Origin of the sequence: Paenibacillus sp. S-12 (assembly GCF_030363895.1) — a bacterium.
GTDB lineage: Bacteria > Bacillota > Bacilli > Paenibacillales > Paenibacillaceae > Paenibacillus_B > Paenibacillus_B alvei.
Genome location: NZ_JASIUF010000013.1, coordinates 102,365 through 123,807, shown reverse-complemented (window position 1 = coordinate 123,807; position 21,443 = coordinate 102,365). Strand labels below are relative to the sequence as shown.

General features: G+C 45.8%; 16 protein-coding genes and 1 pseudogene. 14 read left to right on the top strand and 3 right to left on the bottom strand.

Going from position 1 to position 21,443, the window contains the following annotated elements; translation table 11 throughout:
• Positions 1-638 precede the first annotated feature (638 nt).
• From NO352_RS13115 to spo0A, 8 genes are all read left to right on the top strand, one after another.
• Positions 639-1,265: a hypothetical protein gene (locus NO352_RS13115; RefSeq protein ID WP_005546722.1), complete on the top strand. Its 627-nt coding sequence runs from the start codon at positions 639-641 to the stop codon at positions 1,263-1,265.
• Positions 1,246-3,147 carry a 1-deoxy-D-xylulose-5-phosphate synthase gene (gene dxs / locus NO352_RS13110; protein ID WP_005546724.1) on the top strand — a complete coding sequence of 634 codons (1,902 nt, stop codon included), beginning with the start codon at positions 1,246-1,248 and terminating at the stop codon, positions 3,145-3,147. The genes NO352_RS13115 and dxs overlap by 20 nt, the downstream gene beginning before the upstream one ends.
• A 48-nt stretch (positions 3,148-3,195) precedes the next feature.
• A complete protein-coding gene (locus tag NO352_RS13105) occupies positions 3,196-4,023 on the top strand; it encodes a TlyA family RNA methyltransferase (RefSeq protein WP_005546726.1) in 828 nt (275 codons plus the stop codon).
• A 122-nt stretch (positions 4,024-4,145) separates the two neighbouring features.
• Positions 4,146-4,601 carry a hypothetical protein gene (locus tag NO352_RS13100; protein ID WP_040735929.1) on the top strand — a complete coding sequence of 152 codons (456 nt, stop codon included), beginning with the start codon at positions 4,146-4,148 and terminating at the stop codon, positions 4,599-4,601.
• A gap of 127 nt (positions 4,602-4,728) precedes the next feature.
• Positions 4,729-5,178, top strand: coding sequence for a transcriptional regulator AhrC/ArgR (gene ahrC / locus NO352_RS13095; protein ID WP_005546729.1), 450 nt, complete (start codon positions 4,729-4,731; stop codon positions 5,176-5,178).
• A gap of 24 nt (positions 5,179-5,202) precedes the next feature.
• Positions 5,203-6,927, top strand: coding sequence for a DNA repair protein RecN (gene recN, locus NO352_RS13090; RefSeq protein WP_289355852.1), 1,725 nt, complete (start codon positions 5,203-5,205; stop codon positions 6,925-6,927).
• Between the two features lie 121 nt (positions 6,928-7,048).
• Complete coding sequence (gene spoIVB, locus NO352_RS13085) at positions 7,049-8,413, top strand: SpoIVB peptidase (RefSeq protein WP_163976962.1); 1,365 nt, start codon at positions 7,049-7,051, stop codon at positions 8,411-8,413.
• A 229-nt stretch (positions 8,414-8,642) separates the two neighbouring features.
• Positions 8,643-9,467, top strand: a complete 825-nt coding sequence (spo0A, locus tag NO352_RS13080; protein ID WP_005546736.1) for a sporulation transcription factor Spo0A — start codon at positions 8,643-8,645, stop codon at positions 9,465-9,467.
• 647 nt (positions 9,468-10,114) lie between these two features.
• Here the strand turns inward: spo0A and NO352_RS13075 are convergent.
• Positions 10,115-10,345, bottom strand: a complete 231-nt coding sequence (locus NO352_RS13075) for a hypothetical protein (RefSeq protein WP_005546738.1) — start codon at positions 10,343-10,345, stop codon at positions 10,115-10,117.
• A 427-nt stretch (positions 10,346-10,772) separates the two neighbouring features.
• Here NO352_RS13075 and NO352_RS13070 point away from each other — a divergent pair, with 427 nt between their 5' ends.
• The 5 genes from NO352_RS13070 to NO352_RS13050 all read left to right on the top strand — a co-directional run bounded on the left by NO352_RS13070 (position 10,773) and on the right by NO352_RS13050 (position 19,282).
• A complete protein-coding gene (locus NO352_RS13070) occupies positions 10,773-11,459 on the top strand; it encodes a response regulator transcription factor (protein WP_005546741.1) in 687 nt (228 codons plus the stop codon).
• Positions 11,452-12,855: a HAMP domain-containing sensor histidine kinase gene (locus tag NO352_RS13065; protein ID WP_289355851.1), complete on the top strand. Its 1,404-nt coding sequence runs from the start codon at positions 11,452-11,454 to the stop codon at positions 12,853-12,855. The genes NO352_RS13070 and NO352_RS13065 overlap by 8 nt, the downstream gene beginning before the upstream one ends.
• Before the next feature lie 182 nt (positions 12,856-13,037).
• Positions 13,038-16,145 carry an efflux RND transporter permease subunit gene (locus NO352_RS13060; protein ID WP_262866600.1) on the top strand — a complete coding sequence of 1,036 codons (3,108 nt, stop codon included), beginning with the start codon at positions 13,038-13,040 and terminating at the stop codon, positions 16,143-16,145.
• On the top strand, positions 16,142-17,404 hold the full coding sequence (locus tag NO352_RS13055) for an efflux RND transporter periplasmic adaptor subunit (protein ID WP_268599716.1): 1,263 nt from the start codon (positions 16,142-16,144) through the stop codon (positions 17,402-17,404). The genes NO352_RS13060 and NO352_RS13055 overlap by 4 nt, the downstream gene beginning before the upstream one ends.
• 15 nt (positions 17,405-17,419) lie before the next feature.
• Positions 17,420-19,282 carry a hypothetical protein gene (locus NO352_RS13050; RefSeq protein ID WP_268599715.1) on the top strand — a complete coding sequence of 621 codons (1,863 nt, stop codon included), beginning with the start codon at positions 17,420-17,422 and terminating at the stop codon, positions 19,280-19,282.
• A 158-nt stretch (positions 19,283-19,440) separates the two neighbouring features.
• On the opposite strand, the gene NO352_RS13045 is transcribed toward NO352_RS13050, so the two are convergent.
• Both NO352_RS13045 and NO352_RS13040 read right to left on the bottom strand, forming a co-directional pair.
• Positions 19,441-19,740 carry a hypothetical protein gene (locus NO352_RS13045; RefSeq protein WP_262866602.1) on the bottom strand — a complete coding sequence of 100 codons (300 nt, stop codon included), beginning with the start codon at positions 19,738-19,740 and terminating at the stop codon, positions 19,441-19,443.
• 22 nt (positions 19,741-19,762) lie between these two features.
• A complete protein-coding gene (locus NO352_RS13040; RefSeq protein ID WP_268599714.1) occupies positions 19,763-19,888 on the bottom strand; it encodes a hypothetical protein in 126 nt (41 codons plus the stop codon).
• Between the two features lie 213 nt (positions 19,889-20,101).
• Between NO352_RS13040 and NO352_RS13035 the strand changes: the two are divergent.
• Positions 20,102-21,283, top strand: a pseudogene (locus tag NO352_RS13035) (VanZ family protein); the annotation flags it as partial.
• Positions 21,284-21,443: the final 160 nt, after the last annotated feature.

Sequence of the window (21,443 nt, the reverse complement as noted above, 5' to 3'; positions counted from 1 at the left end):
GGGCACATCGATGAAGTTCCTGGTGTTGGCTTTCGACGCCCAGTCGGGGGCTGATGCTGGGAGTTAAGGTTGTGGGGCGATCCACAATGGCATGTGGGCGTTGACCCCGCTTCCGCGGAGGCCCAAGTGCGTGGTACGACGTCCTCGAGCGTCGCATTACGGCTTGGGGTATGAACCTACATTGCGAGTCGCACATTGCAATTCTTCATTTTACTATGAAGCGCGATGTACGTACCCGGCTTGTTTGTAGCGTAGCCTGCCTTGAGTGAGCCTGCGGGGATTGCGGATGTGTAGATTCGGCGAGCTTCGGCCAAAGGGCGCATGAATCGTATGCCGTATGAAATCTGGCTTGCAAAAGAGGCTAGGGGTTGGTTAAAGGCTGTTCGAGGAAAACTCCTAGACTGTTCACTGGCGTGAAACTTCTTGAGGATTATAGTGTGGACTAAGTGGTAATCCAGTCTGACGCTTGGCGACAACGTCAAGATGCTCTTAAATGGAAACGGCCTGCTCGGTGACGAGGAGGCGAGCTTCTGGGAAAACCTACTGGACCTAAGCCACAGCGTTTACTTAAGAAGTTGCCACTCTCATACTTAATGTATTGATTAGTTCGAACAGTAAAGGATGGAACATCACATACAATGAAATTTTCGTTTAAACATTCCGTTCGGTGGAGCGTACTCATTTTCATCGTCACATTTGCTTTAGCGGCTGTCTTTTCCGTTGTGTCGACTTCGATGCTGGAGGGCGTTGGCTGGGGCATCGGGATGGTGATTGTACTCTTTCTCGTGCTTATCGGAGTGTTTTTTGATATGATGGGGCTATCGGCAGCGGCAGCGAAGGAGACACCGTTTCATGCTATGGCTTCAGAGAAGGTTGCTGGTGCAAAGCAGGCGATCGCGATCGTTCGTAATGCAGACCGATTCTCCAACTTCTGTAATGATGTGATTGGCGATATGACTGGGGTCATCAGTGGATCGGCCACTGCAATTGTCGTTACGAACTTATTATATTCGATGGATGCTGATTCTTCAGTAATAAAGGCAGTAACGAGCGTTGTCTTTACAGGACTCGTATCAGCATTGACGGTTGGCGGTAAAGCACTTGGCAAATCATATGCTATTCATTACGCCACACCGATCGTCCTGCTAATTGGAAAGTGTTTCTATGTGTTGGAGACGAAATTTAACATTACGTTATTCACCGTGAAACGCAGCAAATTGAAACAACGAAAGCGAGGGAAATCCCGTGCTGCTCGATCAGATTAATCAACCTAGTGACCTGAAGCGGTTGACCAAGGATCAACTAGAGCCGCTATCGGCTGAAATACGGCAATTCTTGATTGAAAAATTGGCGGTAACCGGAGGGCATTTGGCATCCAACTTGGGTATTGTTGAGCTTACGATTGCTTTACATTATTTTTATGACAGCCCGAAGGACAAAATGTTATTTGACGTTGGGCATCAGGCCTACGTACACAAAATATTAACCGGACGCAAGGAACGCTTTGATACTTTGCGTCAATACAAAGGCTTATGCGGCTTTGTAAAGCGTGCAGAGAGCGAACACGATGTATGGGAAGCCGGACACAGCAGTACATCATTGTCCGCCGCAATGGGGATGGCATTGTCACGCGACTTGCAAGGGCAAGATAATCGAGTCGTCGCGGTCATTGGTGATGGCGCGCTGACGGGCGGTATGGCGCTCGAAGCGTTGAACCACATTGGTCACGAGAAGCGCAAATTAATGGTTGTGCTGAATGACAACGAGATGTCCATTGCGCCAAATGTAGGAGCTCTACATAATTACTTGTGTAAAATTCGCTCTGACCGTAACTATAAAAAAGCAAAAGAAGAAGTGGAACAGCTTCTTAAGAAAATTCCAGCGATTGGCGGCAAGCTTGCCAAGACGGCAGAACGTGTGAAGGACGGATTGAAATATTTGGTCGTTTCCGGAATGCTGTTTGAAGAGTTTGGCTTAAAATATTTTGGACCAGTGGACGGTCATGATATCGATAAGCTGCTAGATATCTTCCAGCAGGCAGAACGAATTGACGGACCAGTACTTGTTCATGTAGTTACTCGTAAAGGGAAAGGATATTCGCCAGCCGAGGCTGATTCTCATAAGTGGCATGGTGCAACTCCTTACAAGATTGAATCTGGCCAGCCTCTTAAATCAGTGGGGACGCCTAATTATACAGATATATTTAGCGAAGCGCTCATTGAGCTAGCTGAGCAAGACGAGCGGATTGTAGCAGTAACGCCCGCTATGCCAGGTGGTTCAGGCTTGCTGAAGTTTGAGAAGCTGTACCCGAATCGGATGATTGATGTTGGAATCGCAGAGCAGCATGCGGCAACAATGTGCGCGGCAATGGCTATGGAGGGAAGGAAGCCAGTATTTGCGGTTTACTCTACTTTCCTGCAGCGGGCGTACGATCAGGTTGTGCATGATATATGCCGTCAGCAAGCGAACGTCATCTTTGCCATTGACCGAGCGGGCTTCGTTGGACCTGATGGAGAGACGCATCAAGGCGTTTACGATATTCCGTTCTTGCGTCATATCCCAAATATGGTCATTATGATGCCGAAGGATGAGAACGAGCTGCGCCATATGATGAAGACGGCCGTCAATTACGATTCAGGGCCGATAGCTGTACGTTATCCGCGCAATGCTGTTGCCGGAGTACCAATGGACAAAGTAATGAGCCCTATTCCGATAGGAACATGGGAAACTGTCCGCAATGGCGATTCTGCAGCGGTGCTCGCAATTGGACCGATGGTGCAAGTTGCAGAAGATGCGGCAGAACAGCTTCGTAAGGAAGGAATTCGCTTGCGTGTCATCAATGCAAGATTTATTAAGCCGCTGGATAGCGAAATGCTGGCGCAGCTTGCGAAGGAACGGCTTCCAATCATTGTTCTAGAAGAAAGTTCTGCGATTGGCGGATTGGGCAGTGCAGTGTTGGAATGGTATGCCGCACATGACATTTTTGATATGAGAGTGAAGCCTGTTGGGGTTCCAGATTGCTTTGTTGAACACGGAAGCATTAAGGAACAACGGAATGAGGTTGGATTAACGCCTGAACGGGTTGTAAAAGAAATTCACTCCATGTTGTTCGCAGCAGGCGGCAATAATCGGTTGACACGGGCTTAAATACGATGTTCGGGTTGACGAATGAATGGGAACAGACGGGAGTACAGAATGTCTATACCGAAGGAACGAATTGATGTCCTGCTCGTTGAGCAGGGATATTATACGAGTAGAGAAAAAGCGAAGGCAGCCATTATGGCAGGTCTTGTGCTGGCGAATTCAGAACGTATCGAGAAGGCTGGCATGAAGGTTCCGCGTGACGCAACAATCACAGTAAAGGGGGCCGTTCATCCTTATGTAAGCCGTGGCGGTCTCAAACTGGAAAAGGCGATTCAGCAATTTGGCTTGGATATGAAGGATTGTGTAATGCTGGATATTGGAGCCTCCACAGGCGGGTTTACCGATTGTGCGCTGCAGAACGGGGCACAGCAGGTATATGCACTAGATGTTGGCTACAACCAGTTGGATTGGTCATTGCGAAATGATGAGCGTGTGATTGTTATGGAAAGAACGAATTTCCGATATACAGAGCCAGAGGATTTAGTAGGTCCAGTTCCTGATACAGCTTCCATTGATGTGTCTTTCATATCTTTGAAGCTGATTCTTCCCCCGCTAAGCCGATTATTGGCGAAGCCAGGACGGGTCATTGCGCTTATTAAACCTCAGTTCGAAGCTGGACGGGAAAAGGTAGGCAAATCGGGAATTGTCCGTGAAGCAGACACTCATGAACAAGTGCTGCGAGATATTCTTGACTTTGCAGCTACTATCGGATTTAAGCTCGAAGGACTGACGTTCTCACCAATCACTGGCGGGGAAGGAAATATTGAATTTCTAGCTTATTGGAACGTTCCTGTACTTACGGATGAAGGAATGCCGCAAGTATCACGCGAGCTGATAGCAGATGTCGTGAAGGAGGCTCATGCTACGTTCCGTTCATAGTGGCACGTAACATGCTGTTAGAAGAAACTCATCCGGGACAAGCATCCGAGGATGAGTTTCTTTTGCACATAGCATGTATCCACAAAGTATGTATTCGTATTTGCGAACCAGGGGTGATTCTGATGGGTGATCAGTGGATCATGGGCTTGATCGGAATTGGTTTGGCTGTATGGATTGGATATGCAATACGACACTACATGCGTACACCTGAAGCGATGGAAAATGTGTGCTTGACTGAACGCTATCCGCAGGATGATGAAGTTATTTCTTTGCTGGAGTCGGCTGGCTATGAGATCATTGGCGGCAAATATTATGTGCCAATCCAGCTTTATATGGATGGAGAAGAGCTGGAGCAAACGAAATTATGGATTGATATGATCGTCAAACGGGAAGAACAATGGTATATTGTTCGTATCACACGCGAACGGATGCAGTTAGATTGGAGCTCTAGCGCGATCCGCAGACAATGGGGAGCCTACTTCGCGGCATATCCGGAATGTGATGGGCTGCTTGTCGTGGATATGGCAGAGCGGCGTATTCGTATGCTTCAAATCGAATTTGGGGATGCAGAGTCTTAAACCGATATGGTGAAAAAGAACCTTTTGTCTAGGTTATGAGAGTTTCCTTTGATTTGAGGCAGGACGATAGTAAGTGAAGTTAAATTATGGTCATGAAAGATTGTTATAGACAGTATGGAGGGCATTCATGAAAGGACAACGACATATTAAAATCCGAGAAATTGTAATGAACAACGATATTGAAACACAAGATGAACTGGTAGACTCGCTTCGCAATGCGGGGTTCCATGTTACACAAGCGACCGTCTCTCGAGATATGAAAGAATTACATCTCATAAAAGTGCCAATGGATAATGGGCGATATAAATATTCGCTTCCTATCGATCAGAGGTTCAACCCTGCTCAAAAACTGAAACGGTCATTACTTGACAACTTTGTTAGTGTAGACAGCGCTGAAAATCTGGTCGTCATGAAGTGCTTGCCAGGTACGGCTAATGCGATTGCAGTGCTTATGGATTCGATTGAATGGCCCGAAATTATGGGGACGGTATGCGGTGATGATACAATCCTAATTATATGCCGTACGAAAGAACTGAGCCAAAGTGTTGTTGATCAAGTGATGAGTTATATTTCATAAGTGTTCTTCCGGGAGGGGTTCTTCTTGCTAGTAGCTATATCCATCCGCAATTTGGCGGTCATTGAATCGGTGCAGCTGCGGTTTCATCGTGGATTTCATGTTCTGACAGGGGAAACGGGCGCAGGGAAGTCGATTATTATTGATGCTTTAGGCCTTATCGGAGGAGCAAGAGGATCCTCCGATTTTGTGCGGTACGGATGTGATCGTGCAGAGGTGGAGGCATCATTCGATCTTGCAGATGATCATCCAGTATGGGAGGCATTATCCCGCTTAGGGATTCAAGGAAGCAGTGAAGAGCTTCTCATTATTCGAAGAGAGCTTACTGCACAAGGCAAGAGCTTGTGCAGAATCAATGGTCAAATGGTCAATCTGACCATGCTGCGTGAAATTGGCGAGCTGCTTATTAATATTCATGGGCAGCATGAGCACCAATCTTTATTGAAGGTTGAGCGGCATTTGGATTGGCTTGATGCGTATGGCGGTGAAGAGGTAGCGACACTCAAGCGTAAGTATCGTGATGATTACGGCTGCTTTATGGCTCTGCAGCATGAACTAAATCAGTTGAAGGAAACAAGCCAGCAAGCTTACCAAATGCTTGATCTGTATCGGTTCCAGATTGAGGAGTTGCGCAATGCTCAGCTGCAAATTGGTGAAGATGAATCATTATCGGAAGAAAAGCGCAAACTAGCCAATGCGGAGCAACTTATGGATCATGTGAATGAATCCTATGAACGCCTATATGGCCAAGGTGCGATGGATTCCGTCAGTGTTGCGATCTCCAAACTTGAAGATGTGCTCATGTACGATACATTGAAATTCCAGCCGATTATCGAGCAAATGCAAAACGCCTACTATCAGCTTGAAGATGCGGCTTATCAGCTGCGTGATTATCGAGAAAACATTGAATTCAATCCTGAACGTCTCGAACAAATTGAAGATCGGTTGGATCATTTGACTTCCTTGAAGCGCAAGTACGGCTCGACCGTTGAGGAAATGCTTGAATATTTGGCCAAGATTGAATCAGAAGCAGACAAGCTCGAACATAAGGATGAGCGGATAATGAAGCTGGAAGCCGAAACACAAGAGCGTCTTGGCAAACTTGCGAAGCGGGCACAAGCGCTTAGTGATGCTCGACGTAAGCTGTCACTGGAATTGACGAAGCGAATTGAGGCGGAACTGCAGCATCTTCATATGGAACGTACTCGGCTTGATGTCCGTTTGGATCGACTGCAGGATGGGCAAGGCGGGCATGAAGTCGATGGCGTGTCTGTTCGCTTCACGAAAAACGGATGGGATGATGCAGAGTTTCTGATTTCACCGAACCCTGGTGAGCCGCTGCGTCCACTCCATAAGATTGCATCTGGGGGCGAGTTGTCCCGTATTATGCTCGCCATGAAAACGATATTCGCTGAGGTTGATCGCATTCCAGTACTTGTGTTCGACGAAGTGGATACCGGTGTAAGTGGACGCGCTGCACAAGCGATTGCTGAGAAGCTTGCTGAGGTGTCCCGGAGCGGGCAAGTATTTGCTATTACGCATCTTCCTCAGGTTGCATGTATGGCTGATCATCAATATTACATTGAGAAGCAGGTTCGGGATGAGCGAACATCCACGCAGGTGCATGAATTGGAGGACGAAGGCCGTATTGCGGAGCTCGCACGCATGCTTGGTGGGGTAGAAGTAACGGAAGCAACCTTGCATCATGCTCAAGAAATGCTTGAATTGGCTGAACGTCAAAAAGGTGCGTAAATACAAGGGATTGAGGAATCATTTTCACTTATAAAACGTAGGGGCCGGGGATACCTTAAAGTTACGAAATGGGCACGTCTCTTTTCGTCAAGCTTCCGTAAACAAAGGAGTGTGACCACCTTTGAACCCCAACGTCAAACGACTGCTTGGCCTAATGCTCGTCATTCTTGTATGCTTAAGCACCACCACAACATCATTTCGCACGTACGCGGCACTGCCGAATCAGTTGAGGTTATTTGAAGGACAGCAAACGAAGCTCGATCTCGTTATGCCTGTTTCGGCTTCAGCTACGGTGGATCGGCCGGATATTTTGCGTGTGAATGGCGAGAATCGGCCTACATTTCAGTTGTCGCCAAATCGTCCAATTTCTTTGCAATCTGCACAATCTGGTCAAGCAGAGCTGAAATTAAAGCTATTCGGTGGTATACCGCTCAAAACACTGAAAGTGAATGTGGTACCGAATCTGCGTGTTATTCCCGGAGGCCAAACGATTGGCGTTAAGGTAAAGTCAGCAGGCATTCTCGTTGTCGGTCATCACCTTGTTAAGATCGAGGATGAGCGCAAAGTATCTCCAGGAGAAGAAGCAGGTGTTCGACTTGGTGATCTGATTATGAGTATGAACGGTACACGATTAAACGATGTAAGCAAGGTTGCGGATATTGTAAAGCAAGCTGGAGAGAACAAACGTCCTATTGATCTTGTTATTCGGCGCGGTGATTCCGAAGTAAAGGCGCAGCTGACGCCTGCTTATGATCAAGAGGATAAAACTTGGCGGCTTGGCTTATATATCCGTGATTCTGCTGCTGGTGTCGGTACCTTGACTTTCTATGCGCCAGATCAAGGCGTGTACGGTGCGCTGGGCCATATTATTACGGATATGGATACACAGACTCCGATTGTAGTGGGACAAGGTGAAATTGTTCAATCCCATGTAACGTCCATTTCGAAAAGTCAAAATGGAGAGCCAGGCGAAAAACGTGCTCAATTTGTTAAGGAAAGTCGTGTGTTAGGTAATATTGAACGCAATACTCCGTTTGGTATTTTTGGCAAGATGGTATCGAACCCTGAACATAGTGTATATAAAGAACCGATTCCTGTTGCATTTCGCGAAGAGGTAAAGGTCGGGCCTGCTGAAATGCTGACTGTTGTCAATGGTCAGCAGGTGGAGCGATACAAAATTGAAATCGTCCATGTGACGAAGCAATCTGCTCCTGCGACGAAAGGAATGGTTATTCGCATAACAGATCCACGCCTGCTGCAAAAAACCGGAGGCATTGTGCAAGGGATGAGCGGCAGCCCAATTATTCAAGATGGGAAATTGATTGGTGCAGTTACGCATGTATTTGTGAACGATCCAAGCTCCGGCTATGGATGCTTCATCGAATGGATGCTGCAGGACGCGGGAGTTGTTCTGGCCACACCTCAATCTATGAATGAACAAGGGAAGGTTCACGTTAAGCGTGATCCTTCTTTTTCTTTATTTTAACCGTAATCATCGCAATCATCAGGATATGTCGAAACGATACGAATGATTTCGAAAACTGTTGGATTCTTGGATAAATTATTAATTATAATAGAAAAAATTTAAAAAATAAAGAAAAAAGTTTTCGACAGAAGGAATTTCATCTTTGATGTCGAATAATATGATCTGGAAGCGATAAATACCAAAACGGTTACTATCGTTGTGTGAAACTTTGACAAGGGAGGATCCCAAGTTGCAAAAGATCGAAATATTGTTAGCGGACGACAACAGAGAATTTACAAATTTGTTGGCTGATTTCTTATCCGAACAAGACGACATGGTCGTCACTGGTGTCGCCTATAATGGTGAAGAGGTGCTCCAATTCCTTGAGCAGACGAGAGCGGTGCCTGACGTGCTCATTCTCGATATTATTATGCCTCATTTGGATGGTTTGGGTGTTCTTGAGCGCTTGCGCAATATGGAGCTGTCCCCGCAACCGAAGATCATTATGCTCACAGCCTTCGGGCAAGAAAGCATTACGCAACGTGCGGTTCAACTTGGTGCATCCTATTACATACTGAAGCCTTTCGATATGGACATTTTGGCGAATCGGATCAGACAACTGGCTGGTGTTTCATCCAATACGGCAGTCACTGGCGGCTCCGCTGGTAATTTAATGACGTCATCCGCTTCGAAGTCGAATGTCGTACCGTTAGGTAAATCCAAAAATTTAGATGCGAACATCACGTCGATCATACATGAAATCGGGGTTCCTGCGCATATTAAGGGATATCAGTATTTGCGCGAAGCTATTACGATGGTGTACAACAACATCGAAATTTTGGGCTCAATCACGAAAACGTTGTATCCAGCAATTGCGGAGAAATATAAAACGACACCGAGCCGTGTTGAACGAGCAATTCGTCATGCTATTGAAGTGGCTTGGACACGCGGCAATATTGACAGCATCAGCCGCCTGTTCGGCTACACAATCAACATCAGCAAGTCGAAGCCTACGAACAGTGAATTCATCGCGATGGTTGCTGACAAGCTGAGAATTGAGCATAAGGTAAGTTAACGGATAGGTCAAATCGCTGATTATCTCGCCGTACCTCGCCACCGCGAACAAGTATATCCGGTAAGCTGCTTGATTATCGCTTGAACAGCCGTCCGGTCATACGAGTAGGGAAGGATAGGGCGTGGGGGAAATACGAGGGTTAGAGCAATCATTCATGTCAACAAGTACCGTGCCCGCAATCACCGAGCGTTACATTAATATGGTTGGTAAATAACTTATCTAGACTTACAAATAAGATTTAATATAGCGCATCGGAATAGAAATGCGCTATTCCCCCGCGTGCAGATTGAAACATGATATATTTCTAGCGATGAAAACGACGCGAGTAAGTATTGATGGACTATCTTTGCCAAAACGTATTAGCGTGAAGGCTTGTCATGTTCGAAATGCCGAGAATGATAAGATGATCGCAGAGGATAACTACGCTAGTTAGAAGCTCTGGCTGCTCTCGAAAATAAACGAATAGCAATCGATCAAGCTCACGAATATATGCCGTGGGCTTTTTCTTTTTCTTGTGAAAGGGGAGACGAGAATGTAAAAGAGGTCGGATGACAGAAAGAGGAATGCCACGAATGTTGTGTTTAATGAACGGTTGAAACCGACTGATCAAGAGTCCTCAGCCGGTTTCGTTTTACGAAAGAGTATTGTTACTTTGCGACGTGAGCTTCGCCTGTTTCTGGATCAATTAAAACAGGCTTGTTTACGTGAATGCTCGATGGCCGTCCGTCTTTGTAGTCGTAGCGTTTAGCAATTGTACCGTCTGAGTATGTAGTCGTTATTATTATTGCGTCTTCTGTATACTCAGGTGTTGAGATCACGTAGTCAGGCGTTGGATGTCTAAACGCTGTGTTTCCTGAAATTTTGTCAACGGGTTTCAAATCGATCACCTCCTTTTATGATGAATATTCACGACAGGGGAAATAAGTCCTTTAAAGGGGGAGTTTATGAAAAATACGCTAACTTATCGAATGCACTATCGATATATCCGATTCACTGGCGGAGCTTGCCGCGGTAATCTCGTCTGTAATCGAATACCTCCGGACAAGCAAATGGAAATTCTCCGTGCATTAACGAGCAAATCGCAAGGACTCTCACGGAGATTGAGGTAAGAGAATCCGCGCTGGAGAAATCTCATCCTTCATAGATTAGAATTTACAAAAAACACAAACGTAAAAGAGAAAAAGCGTCTGCCGTACAGGGAGACGCTTTTTTAACAGATTGTAAGGTAAGGATGGAAGATGGAGTGGTGATATATTACAATTAACTTATTGAAATATGTTCCAATTCAAAGGAGAATATTTTGTCATGAGAACAATATTGGTTGCAGATGATGATGAAAATATAGTTGAACTAATAGGATTATATCTTCGAGCAGAAGGATTTCATGTCATTGAAGCACGGGATGGGATAGAGGCGCTTCGGCATATGGACACGGAACGTGTGGATCTTGTTATTTTGGACATCATGATGCCATCTATGGATGGTTGGGAGTTGTGCGCTGAACTGCGCCGTCAATATCCGGATCTCCCAATTCTTATGGTAACGGCAAAGGGGGAACCGGGGCAGAAGGTAAGAGGGTTCCAATTAGGAACCGATGACTATATGACAAAGCCTTTTGATCCAATGGAACTGGTTATGCGTGTCAAGGCACTGCTGCGTCGTTACCGGATCGCATTCTCGCAGGTCATACAGCTTGGACCTCTGCGGTTGGATCGAAGCAGCTACAAAGTGATGAGTGAGAATGATGAATTAGCCATTACATTGCCGTTGAAGGAATTTGAGCTTCTCTTTAAGCTAGCAAGCTGCCCTGGACAAATTTTAACGAGGGAACAGCTTATACACGATATATGGGGCATCGATTACACCGGAGACGATCGAACCGTAGACGTACATATTAAGAGGCTGCGCGAGCGCTTTGCCGACTACTCGGAGATCTTCAATATTGTGACTGCCCGCAGTCTCGGATATCGAATCGAGGTTTCCCATGATTAAAACCTTGTATGTCCAAGTTGTGCTTACCTTCATGGTGGCGCTTATCATTGGAATAATAGCCGCATTTTCTGTGTCTGGACTGTTGTTTCAGAAGGAGATGGAGGAGGTATCTTATCGTGAGCTGACGAAGCTTGGCGAGGATTTGGCGAGATTGCGATCAACCATGTCTGCCAAGCAATTCGAGAATTATGTGATGTCGCTTCAATCGCTCGATACATATCAGGTTCATATTATGAACAGCCAAGGAAAGACTGTTTTTCATCGTATCCCCAAGCATCGAAAGGTTTATTCGATCAAGGAGGAACAGCTCGCAAAGGTGCTCGCTGGAGAAAGAGTTCGTGATATTTCAAACACTGTGGAGCAAGAGCCGGTTATCGGAATTCCGATTCAGGTCGATAACGAGCGAGAGGCATTATTTATGCAAATGTCAATTGGCGGTATGGATATCATCGGTCGGTTTATACTTATGGTTCTGGTTGTGGTGCTGGTGGTGGGAAGCATCTGTTTTGTTATTGCAGCGCAATATGTCGTTCTTCCGGTTAAGCGGATGACAGCCGCAACAAGGAGAATGGCCAAGGGAGATTTTACGACAGAACTTCGCATCAAGCGTAAGGATGAAATTGGCGAGCTGGCGGATAGCTTTAATAATATGGCGAAAGAGTTGAATCAGCTCGAACAGATGCGGCAGGATTTCGTATCGAATGTATCGCATGAGATTCAATCTCCGTTAACCTCCATTCTAGGCTTCGCTAAAGCGCTGAAAAATAACGTGGTTCCTGAACCAAAGCGAGAGCGGTATTTGCAAATTATTATGACGGAAAGTGAAAGGTTGTCTCGGGTCAGTGAAAATCTGCTGCAGCTTGCCTCACTTGAGTCGGATCACCACCCAGTAAATATGAGGGCTTACTCGCTGGATGAACAGCTGCGTAGGATTGTAGTAGCATGTGAGCCACAATGGAAGGCAAAGTCGCTGCAGATGGAATTGCATCTGGAGCCAGTCACAATTGTTGCGGATGAAGATCTGCTAAGTCTCGTGTGGATGAATGTCATAGGCAATAGTATGAAGTTTACTCCTGAACATGGATCGATTACCGTTACCTTGTCCGTATCGGCAGATGGTGCAATTGAAGTAAGTATCCAGGATACAGGAATCGGTATCCCTGAGCAGGATATGAGCAGAGTATTCGAACGTTTCTATAAGTCGGATCGTTCTCGTCGAAGAGACGGCAACGGCAGTGGCTTGGGACTGGCCATCGTATATAAGATTGTGTCCCTTCATCATGGTACAGTCGAGCTGGTGAGCAGTATTGGTCAAGGAACGAAGGTAAAGATAGCATTACAAATTGGACCAGAGATGGTCTCTGGAAAAAGCAGACATGAACTCTCTTATATATAGAATTGAATCGAGCCATAGACACGGAGAACCGTAGATATGGCTTTTTTGCATGAAATCCGGTTAAAAATTTTTTGTGCAATATTCTCCCAGTTCATACTCCGTTCATATTTCCTTGTTAGGGTATATTCTAAGCCAGCGCATGGGAAGATGGTGTCGTAAAGGAGGAGGCAAAGAGAGCCATTATGAATTCATTGATTCGTTTTTCTATGAAAAATGTGGCTGCGGTTTTTATTATGGTAGCCATGCTGTTCGGGGGAGGATTTTATGCAGCGACAGGACTGAAAATAGACAACATGCCCGACATTTCGTTCCCGGTAGTCATGGTGACTGCCCAATATGCGGCCCCCCCGCAAGACGTAGTGGAGCAGGTGACGAAGCCGATTGAAAAAAAGATTTCCGGCTTGGAACGAGTAAAATCAATATCATCGACCTCCAGCGATCAGACCGCCTCCATTTTTGTAATGTTTGAGGAAGGCGTGAATCCGGAACGGAAAAAGGACGATATCGAAAGCTTAATTCAAGACATTGCATTTCCCTCTGGTGTAGAGCGCCCACGTGTGTCCACACTTGGAATGGCCTCAATTCCCTCATACTATTTAGCGGTGTATGGAGAGGGAGGAATCTCGCAATCTCAATTGGAGCAGCATTTTACGAAGACGATTAAGCCTGGATTTCAAGCATTAAGAGGATTGGATCATATGGATATTATCGGTGCCAGAAGTACACAGTTGAATATTAAACTCGTTCCAGAGCGGCTGCGGGCATATGGATTATCGCCTGTACAGGTGTCGGAAGCAGTGCGCAATATTTTGGCATCAGGGCCTGCTGGGACGGTGGAACTGGATGGTAATACATTATTGGCTCGCATGAATAACGGGTTATCCAGCATCAAGCAGTTGGAGGATATTTCATTTCAGACACCACAAGGAGAAAACTTACGGCTGGGAGAACTGGGCCGGATTGCCGAAATTGCAGAATCCAAGTTCATGGCCAGGCTGGATGATCAACCAGCTATCGGTATCTTGCTATATAAGGCAAGCGGCGCTAATGCAGTCGAGTTTTCCTCTGGGGCAGATCATTTAATGGAACAATGGAAATCAGAGCTCGAAGGTGTAACCTTTAAGAAAATATATAACTATGCAGACGAAGTGAAGCAATCAATAGGTGGTCTTGTGCGCGAGGGATTAGTTGGGGCTTTGCTTGCATCACTTATGATTTTGATCTTCCTGAGAAATATGCGCATGACCCTAATTGTACTTGTCTCCATCCCGCTCTCCGTACTTATTGCACTTCTGCTTATGAAATGGATGGACATCTCCCTAAATATCATGACGCTTGGTGGCTTGTTTATTGCGATTGGGCGTGTTGTTGACGACAGCATTGTCGTTATCGAGAATATTTATTCCAAGCTGCAACGGGCCGAGGAGCGCAATGAATCGGTTATTGCGATTGCGACTAAGGAAGTGGCCAATGCCATTACGTCTTCCACTCTTACAACGGTAGGTGTTTTTGCACCGATTGGCATGCTAAGCGGGCCGGTAGGACAATTATTCCGCCCATTTGCCATTACTTTGGCATGTGCTTTAATGGCATCACTCCTCGTCGCTTTGACGGTCATTCCGATGCTGGCAAAGCTGCTTGTATTGAAGCAGGCTAATGTCAAGGGTCACGAGCATGCTAGGCCGTCTCGAATCACGCTTGGCTACCGAAGAATTTTAGAATGGTCGCTCAATCACCGCATTAAGACATTGTTTATTTCGATTTTGCTATTCATCGTCACAATGGTAGCGCTGGTTCCACAGCTTTCCTTTACCTTCATGCCAGAAGGGAAACCACCGAGACAGTTCTTCTTTACAATTAAGCTTCCCTATGAGAATTCCCTAAAGGCAACGGACAGTGTGATGAAACAATTAGAGGCGGAGCTGCGTGCCGCTAAGGACGCTCAGAATCGCCCATTGTTCACGTTCATTGAAACGTTGGTCGGTTATGGTGGAGATCCAAATCCGATGCCGTATATGGCTCAAATATACACAGAAGTGAATGAAGAGGCTGATGTGGATTTAGTGAAGCGCGAATATAAAGCGAAGCTGGAAAAGTTCATGCCAGCAGGCTCAGAGCTGGATACCCGTACTTTGACTGGAGACGCGGGCGCTGCTCCTGATTTCACTTATGTATTGTCTAGTGAAGATGCTGTACAGCTAAGACAGGCCGCAGCAATTATCAAGCAGGAAATGAAGCAATTTCCGGAGCTGTCCGAAATCAAGGATACGTTAAGTGAAGCGTCATCAGAAGTTGTAATTAACGTCGATCCGCGTAAGGCCAGACAATTCGGCTTGACCCCAGCTGTCGTACAGAATACGCTCCAAACGTGGCTGTTCCAGGATAAGATTGGTGAATATCGATATCAGGAAGGGCTGCTGTCTACAGTAGTAGAAACGGAAAAGGGGCTGCACAATGATTTGAGCGCAGTAGGTCTTATTCAGTTGAGAACACCGACACAAGATACCGTAACAGTGGCGGACATTGCGGATATTAAACGAATACAGTCGCCTGCCTCTATCAAACGCGATGAGCAAAAGCAGGTTATCAATGTTACGGCCAAAATCATCGGTCAGAACAAAGGTGGAATCAGTGCGCAGGTGGCTGCTGAATTGGATCTTATTCAGCTCCCGGAAGGCGTCGGACGCTCTGTAACAGGTGTTAGCGCGGATATAGGAGACAGCTTTAGCCAATTGTTCGTGGCCATGGTCGCAGCGGTTTTTGTTGTCTACTTGATCATGGTGCTTACGTTCGGTAACGCGACCGCGCCATTTGCGATTATGTTTTCCTTGCCATTTGCGGCCATTGGGGGCGTACTTGGACTGTTCGTTACTAATGAGTCGATCAATATTACTTCTCTCATCGGCTTCATGATGCTGATCGGTATCGTGGTGACAAACGCGATCGTATTTATTGATAAGGCACAGCAGCTAAGAGAACAAGGATTAGATATCCGTCAATCTCTCATTGAGGCTGGACTGTCACGCCTGCGGCCAATTATTATGACGGCAGGAGCCACGATTATGGCACTGCTTCCACTGGCATTTGGTTTCGGACACGGAACCCTTATATCACGTGGTCTAGCCGTTGTCGTAATCGGTGGTTTAACGGTGTCTACATTGCTTACTCTTATCGTGGTTCCGATCATTTACGATATGATTGCCCGGCGCCATAAAAACAAAATGCAGCCGCTTGATCAGATTGGAACTGGCTCGGCGCTGCCAAATGAAGGGAAGGGGACTTCATCATGAATCAAGCACATGTAAGGAGCATGAAAGTACTGCTTATGTTGATGCTTGCGGGTACGGTTATGGGAGTGGCCGGTTGCTCTGCTTCGGAGCCGGGGGATGGACTCGAAGCGATAAATGAACAACAGACGAAATCGACAGTAGGAGAGGTTAAGACGGCCGTAGTGACAAAGCGCACAATGGGGGCTGTACCTGAGATTGTCGCCGATATTGTTCCGTCTGTTACGATAGACATCGTAGCAAAGGGAAGTGGAGAAGTCGTTGCGGTGCAGAAGAAGCGCGGGGATCAGGTGAAGCATGGAGAAGTGATCGCTCGAACAGATGTGGCGCGTGTGATTTCTCAGAAAAATCGTGCTGAGCAAGCGTTGCAAAACGCCAACAAGCTGCTGGAAACTTCTCGTGCCACTAAACGTGTCGACTTGAATGAAACACGCTTATCGATGACAAAACTGGAGGAACAGATTGAAGAACAGACAAAGGCACTCAATAAGCTGAAAAACGGATATGATGAGGGCACCGTGGAAAAGGCGGCTGTCGAACAGTCAGAACTCCAGCTTAAAAATACCAAGTTTGATCTGCAAGTATTGAAAATGAAGCTGGATACAGCAGGAAGACTTACAGGGGATATAAGCGCAGAGGAGCAAATCTCGGCAGCGGAGTACCAATTGAAAGAGGCGCAATTTGCGATTGCAGATGCTGAGGTTAAGGCACCGACTGATGGCATTTTGACGGAATGGACGGCTGTTGCAGGGATGAATGTGGCGCCAGGCACGAAGCTGGGCCGGGTAGCGAACGTGCATACTGTACGAGTCCAAGGAAAATTGTCGGAAGATATGCTGCCACTGCTTAAAGGGAAAAAGAAGTTGACATTTTACATGTCGGGTAAGCCGGAGAAAAGTTATTCCGGAACCATTTCATATTTATCTTCTGTCATGGATATGGATACACGGACGTATGCGATAGAGCTAATGGCAGATAATGCGAAACTCGAATTGAAAGCGGGCATGAAGGTTCAGATCGTGCTGGCAGGAGAAAATGAGCGCAAAGTGCCAGTGGTTCCGTCAACTTCTGTCGTACGAGAGCAAGGCTCAGCCTTTGTATTCATTTACCAAAATGGTACGGCAATCAAGCGTCCTGTTACGCTTGGCACGCTGGAGGATGCAATATATCCGGTAGTTGAAGGATTGCAGGAGGGAGAATCCATTATTATCTCAGGCCAGCACCAGTTGAAGGACAAACAACAGGTGCGGCTTGTGAAGTAGAGGGGTTGACGTGACATGAAGCAGAAAACAATTCAGGCTATTGCTTTTGCCGCACTGTGCGGAATGATTATCGGTACGCTACCAACTAGTGCACTCGCCGTTGTGAAGGAAGGAGGCAAGCCTTCTAATACAGTGAATCCGGCTAAATCGCCTTCAAACGCCATTACTACGAAGCCTATTCAGAAGCAGGTGCCGAAGGCTCAGGATTACTGGAAAAATAGATTTCGAGTAAAGATCGAACTAACTGATGTGATTAACAGTGTAACGGACAAAGGGAAGCAGGTTGCCACCACGATGAAGGTCAAAAATGAGTCAGGAAAAAGGCTTCGGATGCCCGATTACGAACTATATGTGCAGATGGACAACAAGAAGGAATATGCAATGATAGCTAGCGAGAGCAATGTACGGGTGCTGTCTCAGGGCGAGGTGGCAGAGTTGCGCTGGATGAGCAATGTAGTTGCAGATGCAGATGATACAGCCACTCCTGTCCGCTTTATATGGAAGGAAGTGAATCGTGAGGTATATCCAAAAAAAGAAACCATCGTTACGGTAATGGATATAAAGCAGCCTGCATGGGAGAATGATTATTCTCCAATTACTGACCCCTCCATGATTAAGGAGTGGGGGCAGCCTTTCCAGCTGCAATCATTGTCGAAATCATCAATGCTTACGTACACGCCGATCAGTATAATGAAAAGCTCAGGCAAACCAGCGCAAACAGCAGAACGATTCAAAGAAAAACTGGAGACGGTTCACGTCGTTACATTCCGTGTCGTAAATAGGAATAATATACGCGAAAATGTGCCTGATATTAAGCTGACAGCATGGTCGAATAACGATCTATATCAGAGCAAAAAGCTGGGAAAGGCTCCTGAATCGCTTATGCCGGGTGAAAGCGCAACGCTCCGATACGCGGTAGAGACAGGGCCGAATACAGTGCTCACAGGCTTGAAGCTTTTAACGTCCGAGTCATTCCTTCCACCTGGCTCAACTGATCCGACCAAAGCAGCAACCTATCAAGTAGGCCGCCTTTTTATTACCATTCCGAATCAAGGAACGAGTAAAGTCGTACCGACCGATTATAGACTGAGGGATCAGCTTAGTTTCAGTGACGCTTCGGAATTATTCCCGGTAGGTTTGAATGTATCGATGGAAGAGGAAACGCTCCTTGAGAACAAAGAGGCTGGCTTCAAAGCTCTGCTTCTTCGTTTCAAATTCGAAAATAAAAGCAGTTCCTCGGTCACAATACCTTCTTATCAATTTGAGGTAGAGGATAAGAATGGCTCTAGATTTGGCGGTGAACGCCTAGGTACCAAGGTGGACAAAAAATCGCTGCTTCCGAATGCTGCTGTTGTCGAGTCACATATGTTCGTATTGCCTGATGTCGGGAAGGAGCCAGAATTTTTGCTGCATGTCATAGACAATCGTGAAGAGAAGGACTATCCTTTCATAGTAGATACATTCCGATTCAAGACGAGCTACGATACTACAGGCGACTTGCTGTTTGATATGTATCCATTCCAGTTGAAGATTAACGATTGGGAAGGAAAATGGCTGCGAGGCGGTTCTGACACGGCTGGGTCGACAGCATATGCCTTAAGACTGAAGCTGAATATTGATCGGGCGAAGCAGGTCATGACTGATCCAAGCTTGTCAAAAATCAAGCTGGAGTTAACTGATCATAGCGGACGTATGCTCGGTTCTAAACTGTTCTCACTGGTTGAAGAACCGTTGTTGAGGGAAGGGGAACAGAACATCATTTTTGAGAACATTGATATGATAGGCGTGAAGTATCCGGTTATGGTCAGCTTCTATGAAATGCTTGATACGCCTTATGGGCCAGTGAAGAGATTCTTGGGTAAAGTCATACGAAGTTGATCGTTTGAAGCATAATAATAAAGCAGGGTTAGAGAAGCAAGACTGCTCTAACCCTGCTTTGAATTTCTATAATAAAAGTTGACGGAGCAATAGAGGTTTAGAGGTTCTCATTTGAGCGCCAACACTTGTCCACGTGAAGAAATACCTAAATAGACCTGTTATTCGCCGAATCTTTTTAAGCTTTCGAGGAAATCTCCGACCGACAGATCGCTTATTTGATCGAGCAGATTGTCCATCTGTGTTTTTTTGCGAAGAGAGCCGACGAGCAATATTTCAACTGCCTGATCACGGTCTACGAGAACAGATTGTACCTTCAAGGAATTCGTTAGTAATGCAGCGATAACTGCAATTTGGTCAATGCTTAAGTTAGGGCAGTTGGCCTTTTTTTTACTGTTTTTTTTAGAGTTACCGTTTCCGTTTCCATTTGATTTCTTTTGATTGTTACTCGAAAAGGACACAGCCACTCACCCTCTTGTCAGATTACGGTATTATTGTTTCTGCCGGTTCTTCTCCAGTTCCTTTCACGATTCCAAACGCAAAGGATACGAACACTACAATGAGGACAATTAGTAATATAATTCGATGATTATCATCTTCCGCCGCCATAACATATTCTCCTTGATCCACGACATGTTATCATGATTATTGTAATCAGGTCGGAGGGGAAAGGTTCCAGCAGTTCGGCCTAATCTGCATTGGAACCGTTTCGTATGCAGGCTTACAAAAATGTAATGTGGAAATTGGCTCTCAACTCGTTGACTTTTGGTGGTATTATCGTTAAAGTTACGAATGCGACTACAGATATAAAGAGGGTTTCAAATGAACGCATATCTATTTCCCATTAAGTTTGCTTTTATTACATTCCCGATAGCGGCACTATTTCTGACACTGCCGTTTCTTATTGTGCAATATCGAAAATATGGATATGTGAATAAGGTTCGCGCCATGGTGCTTTACTCCATGCTTCTTTATTTCATATCTGCTTATTATTTGGTCATATTGCCACTGCCACAAAATGTGCATAATTGCTTGGATCGAGCCGGTGCTGTATTTGAACAGCTGCGCCCATTCCAATTCGTCCGAGACATTGTGAAGGAATCCCGTGTTGAATGGTCGCATCCAACGACCTATGTACTGCTTCTTAAAGAAAGAGCATTTATCCAAGCAGCTTTCAATGTGGTACTAACACTTCCGCTTGGCGTATATATGCGCTACTATTACCGGCGCTCGTTTTTGCAAACGACCGCAATTGCATGTTTCGTCTCCTTGTTCTTCGAGGTTACACAGCGAACAGGCTTGTACGGTATCTACGATTGTCCGTATCGGTTATTCGATGTGGACGACTTGATTTTGAACACCTTAGGCGGAATTGTCGGATTCTTGCTTGCGCCAGTATTTACATACTTCCTGCCGCGCTCGCATCAGCTTGATGATCATATCGATCTGACCAAAAAGCCTGTTGGATTCATTCGCAGAGGCATTGCTGCATGGCTAGATTTGACGCTGCTATCCATCATTATGGGATGTATGTACATTGTATACCGGTCACTTGTCTACGGAGACAAACAAAGTATTAACTTCCAGTTGAGTGAGTTCAATATGCTTTATCTTGCGGCAGGTATTCTTGTGTATTTCGTCATCATTCCATTGTTTACCGATGGAAAAACATTTGGCAAATGGGTGACACGCATCCATCTTGTTCAAGATGATATAGACAATTCGACCCGAACCCTTACATTTATGGGGTTGATGAAGCGTTACGGATTACTTTATTTCGGTGTAGGCGGCATCAATTACGTATTTGGTTATGTTATGCGATTTAATGAAGCAATGGATCCGATGGATCCAATTGTAACGGTGCTTGTCTTTATCGCGTGGGTGGGCTTTAATGGATTACTATTCCTGCATTTGCTTCTTCATATGTTCAAGAAGGATAAACGTTTGTTCTATGAGAAAATAAGCCGGACTCGGAATGTGATTACAATTCCTGAACGGATGCAAAAAGATCGAGTTGGAGGATCTGCATCATCTAATGCTCCTTCGTCGGTCGAATCGACGTTAGCAGAAGATGGAGTTGTACTTGAGCAAGGACATGAGAGAAAGCACAAGTTAGAGTCCATGGATACAGATTTGCTTACAGCGACGGACGCATCAGAGCGAT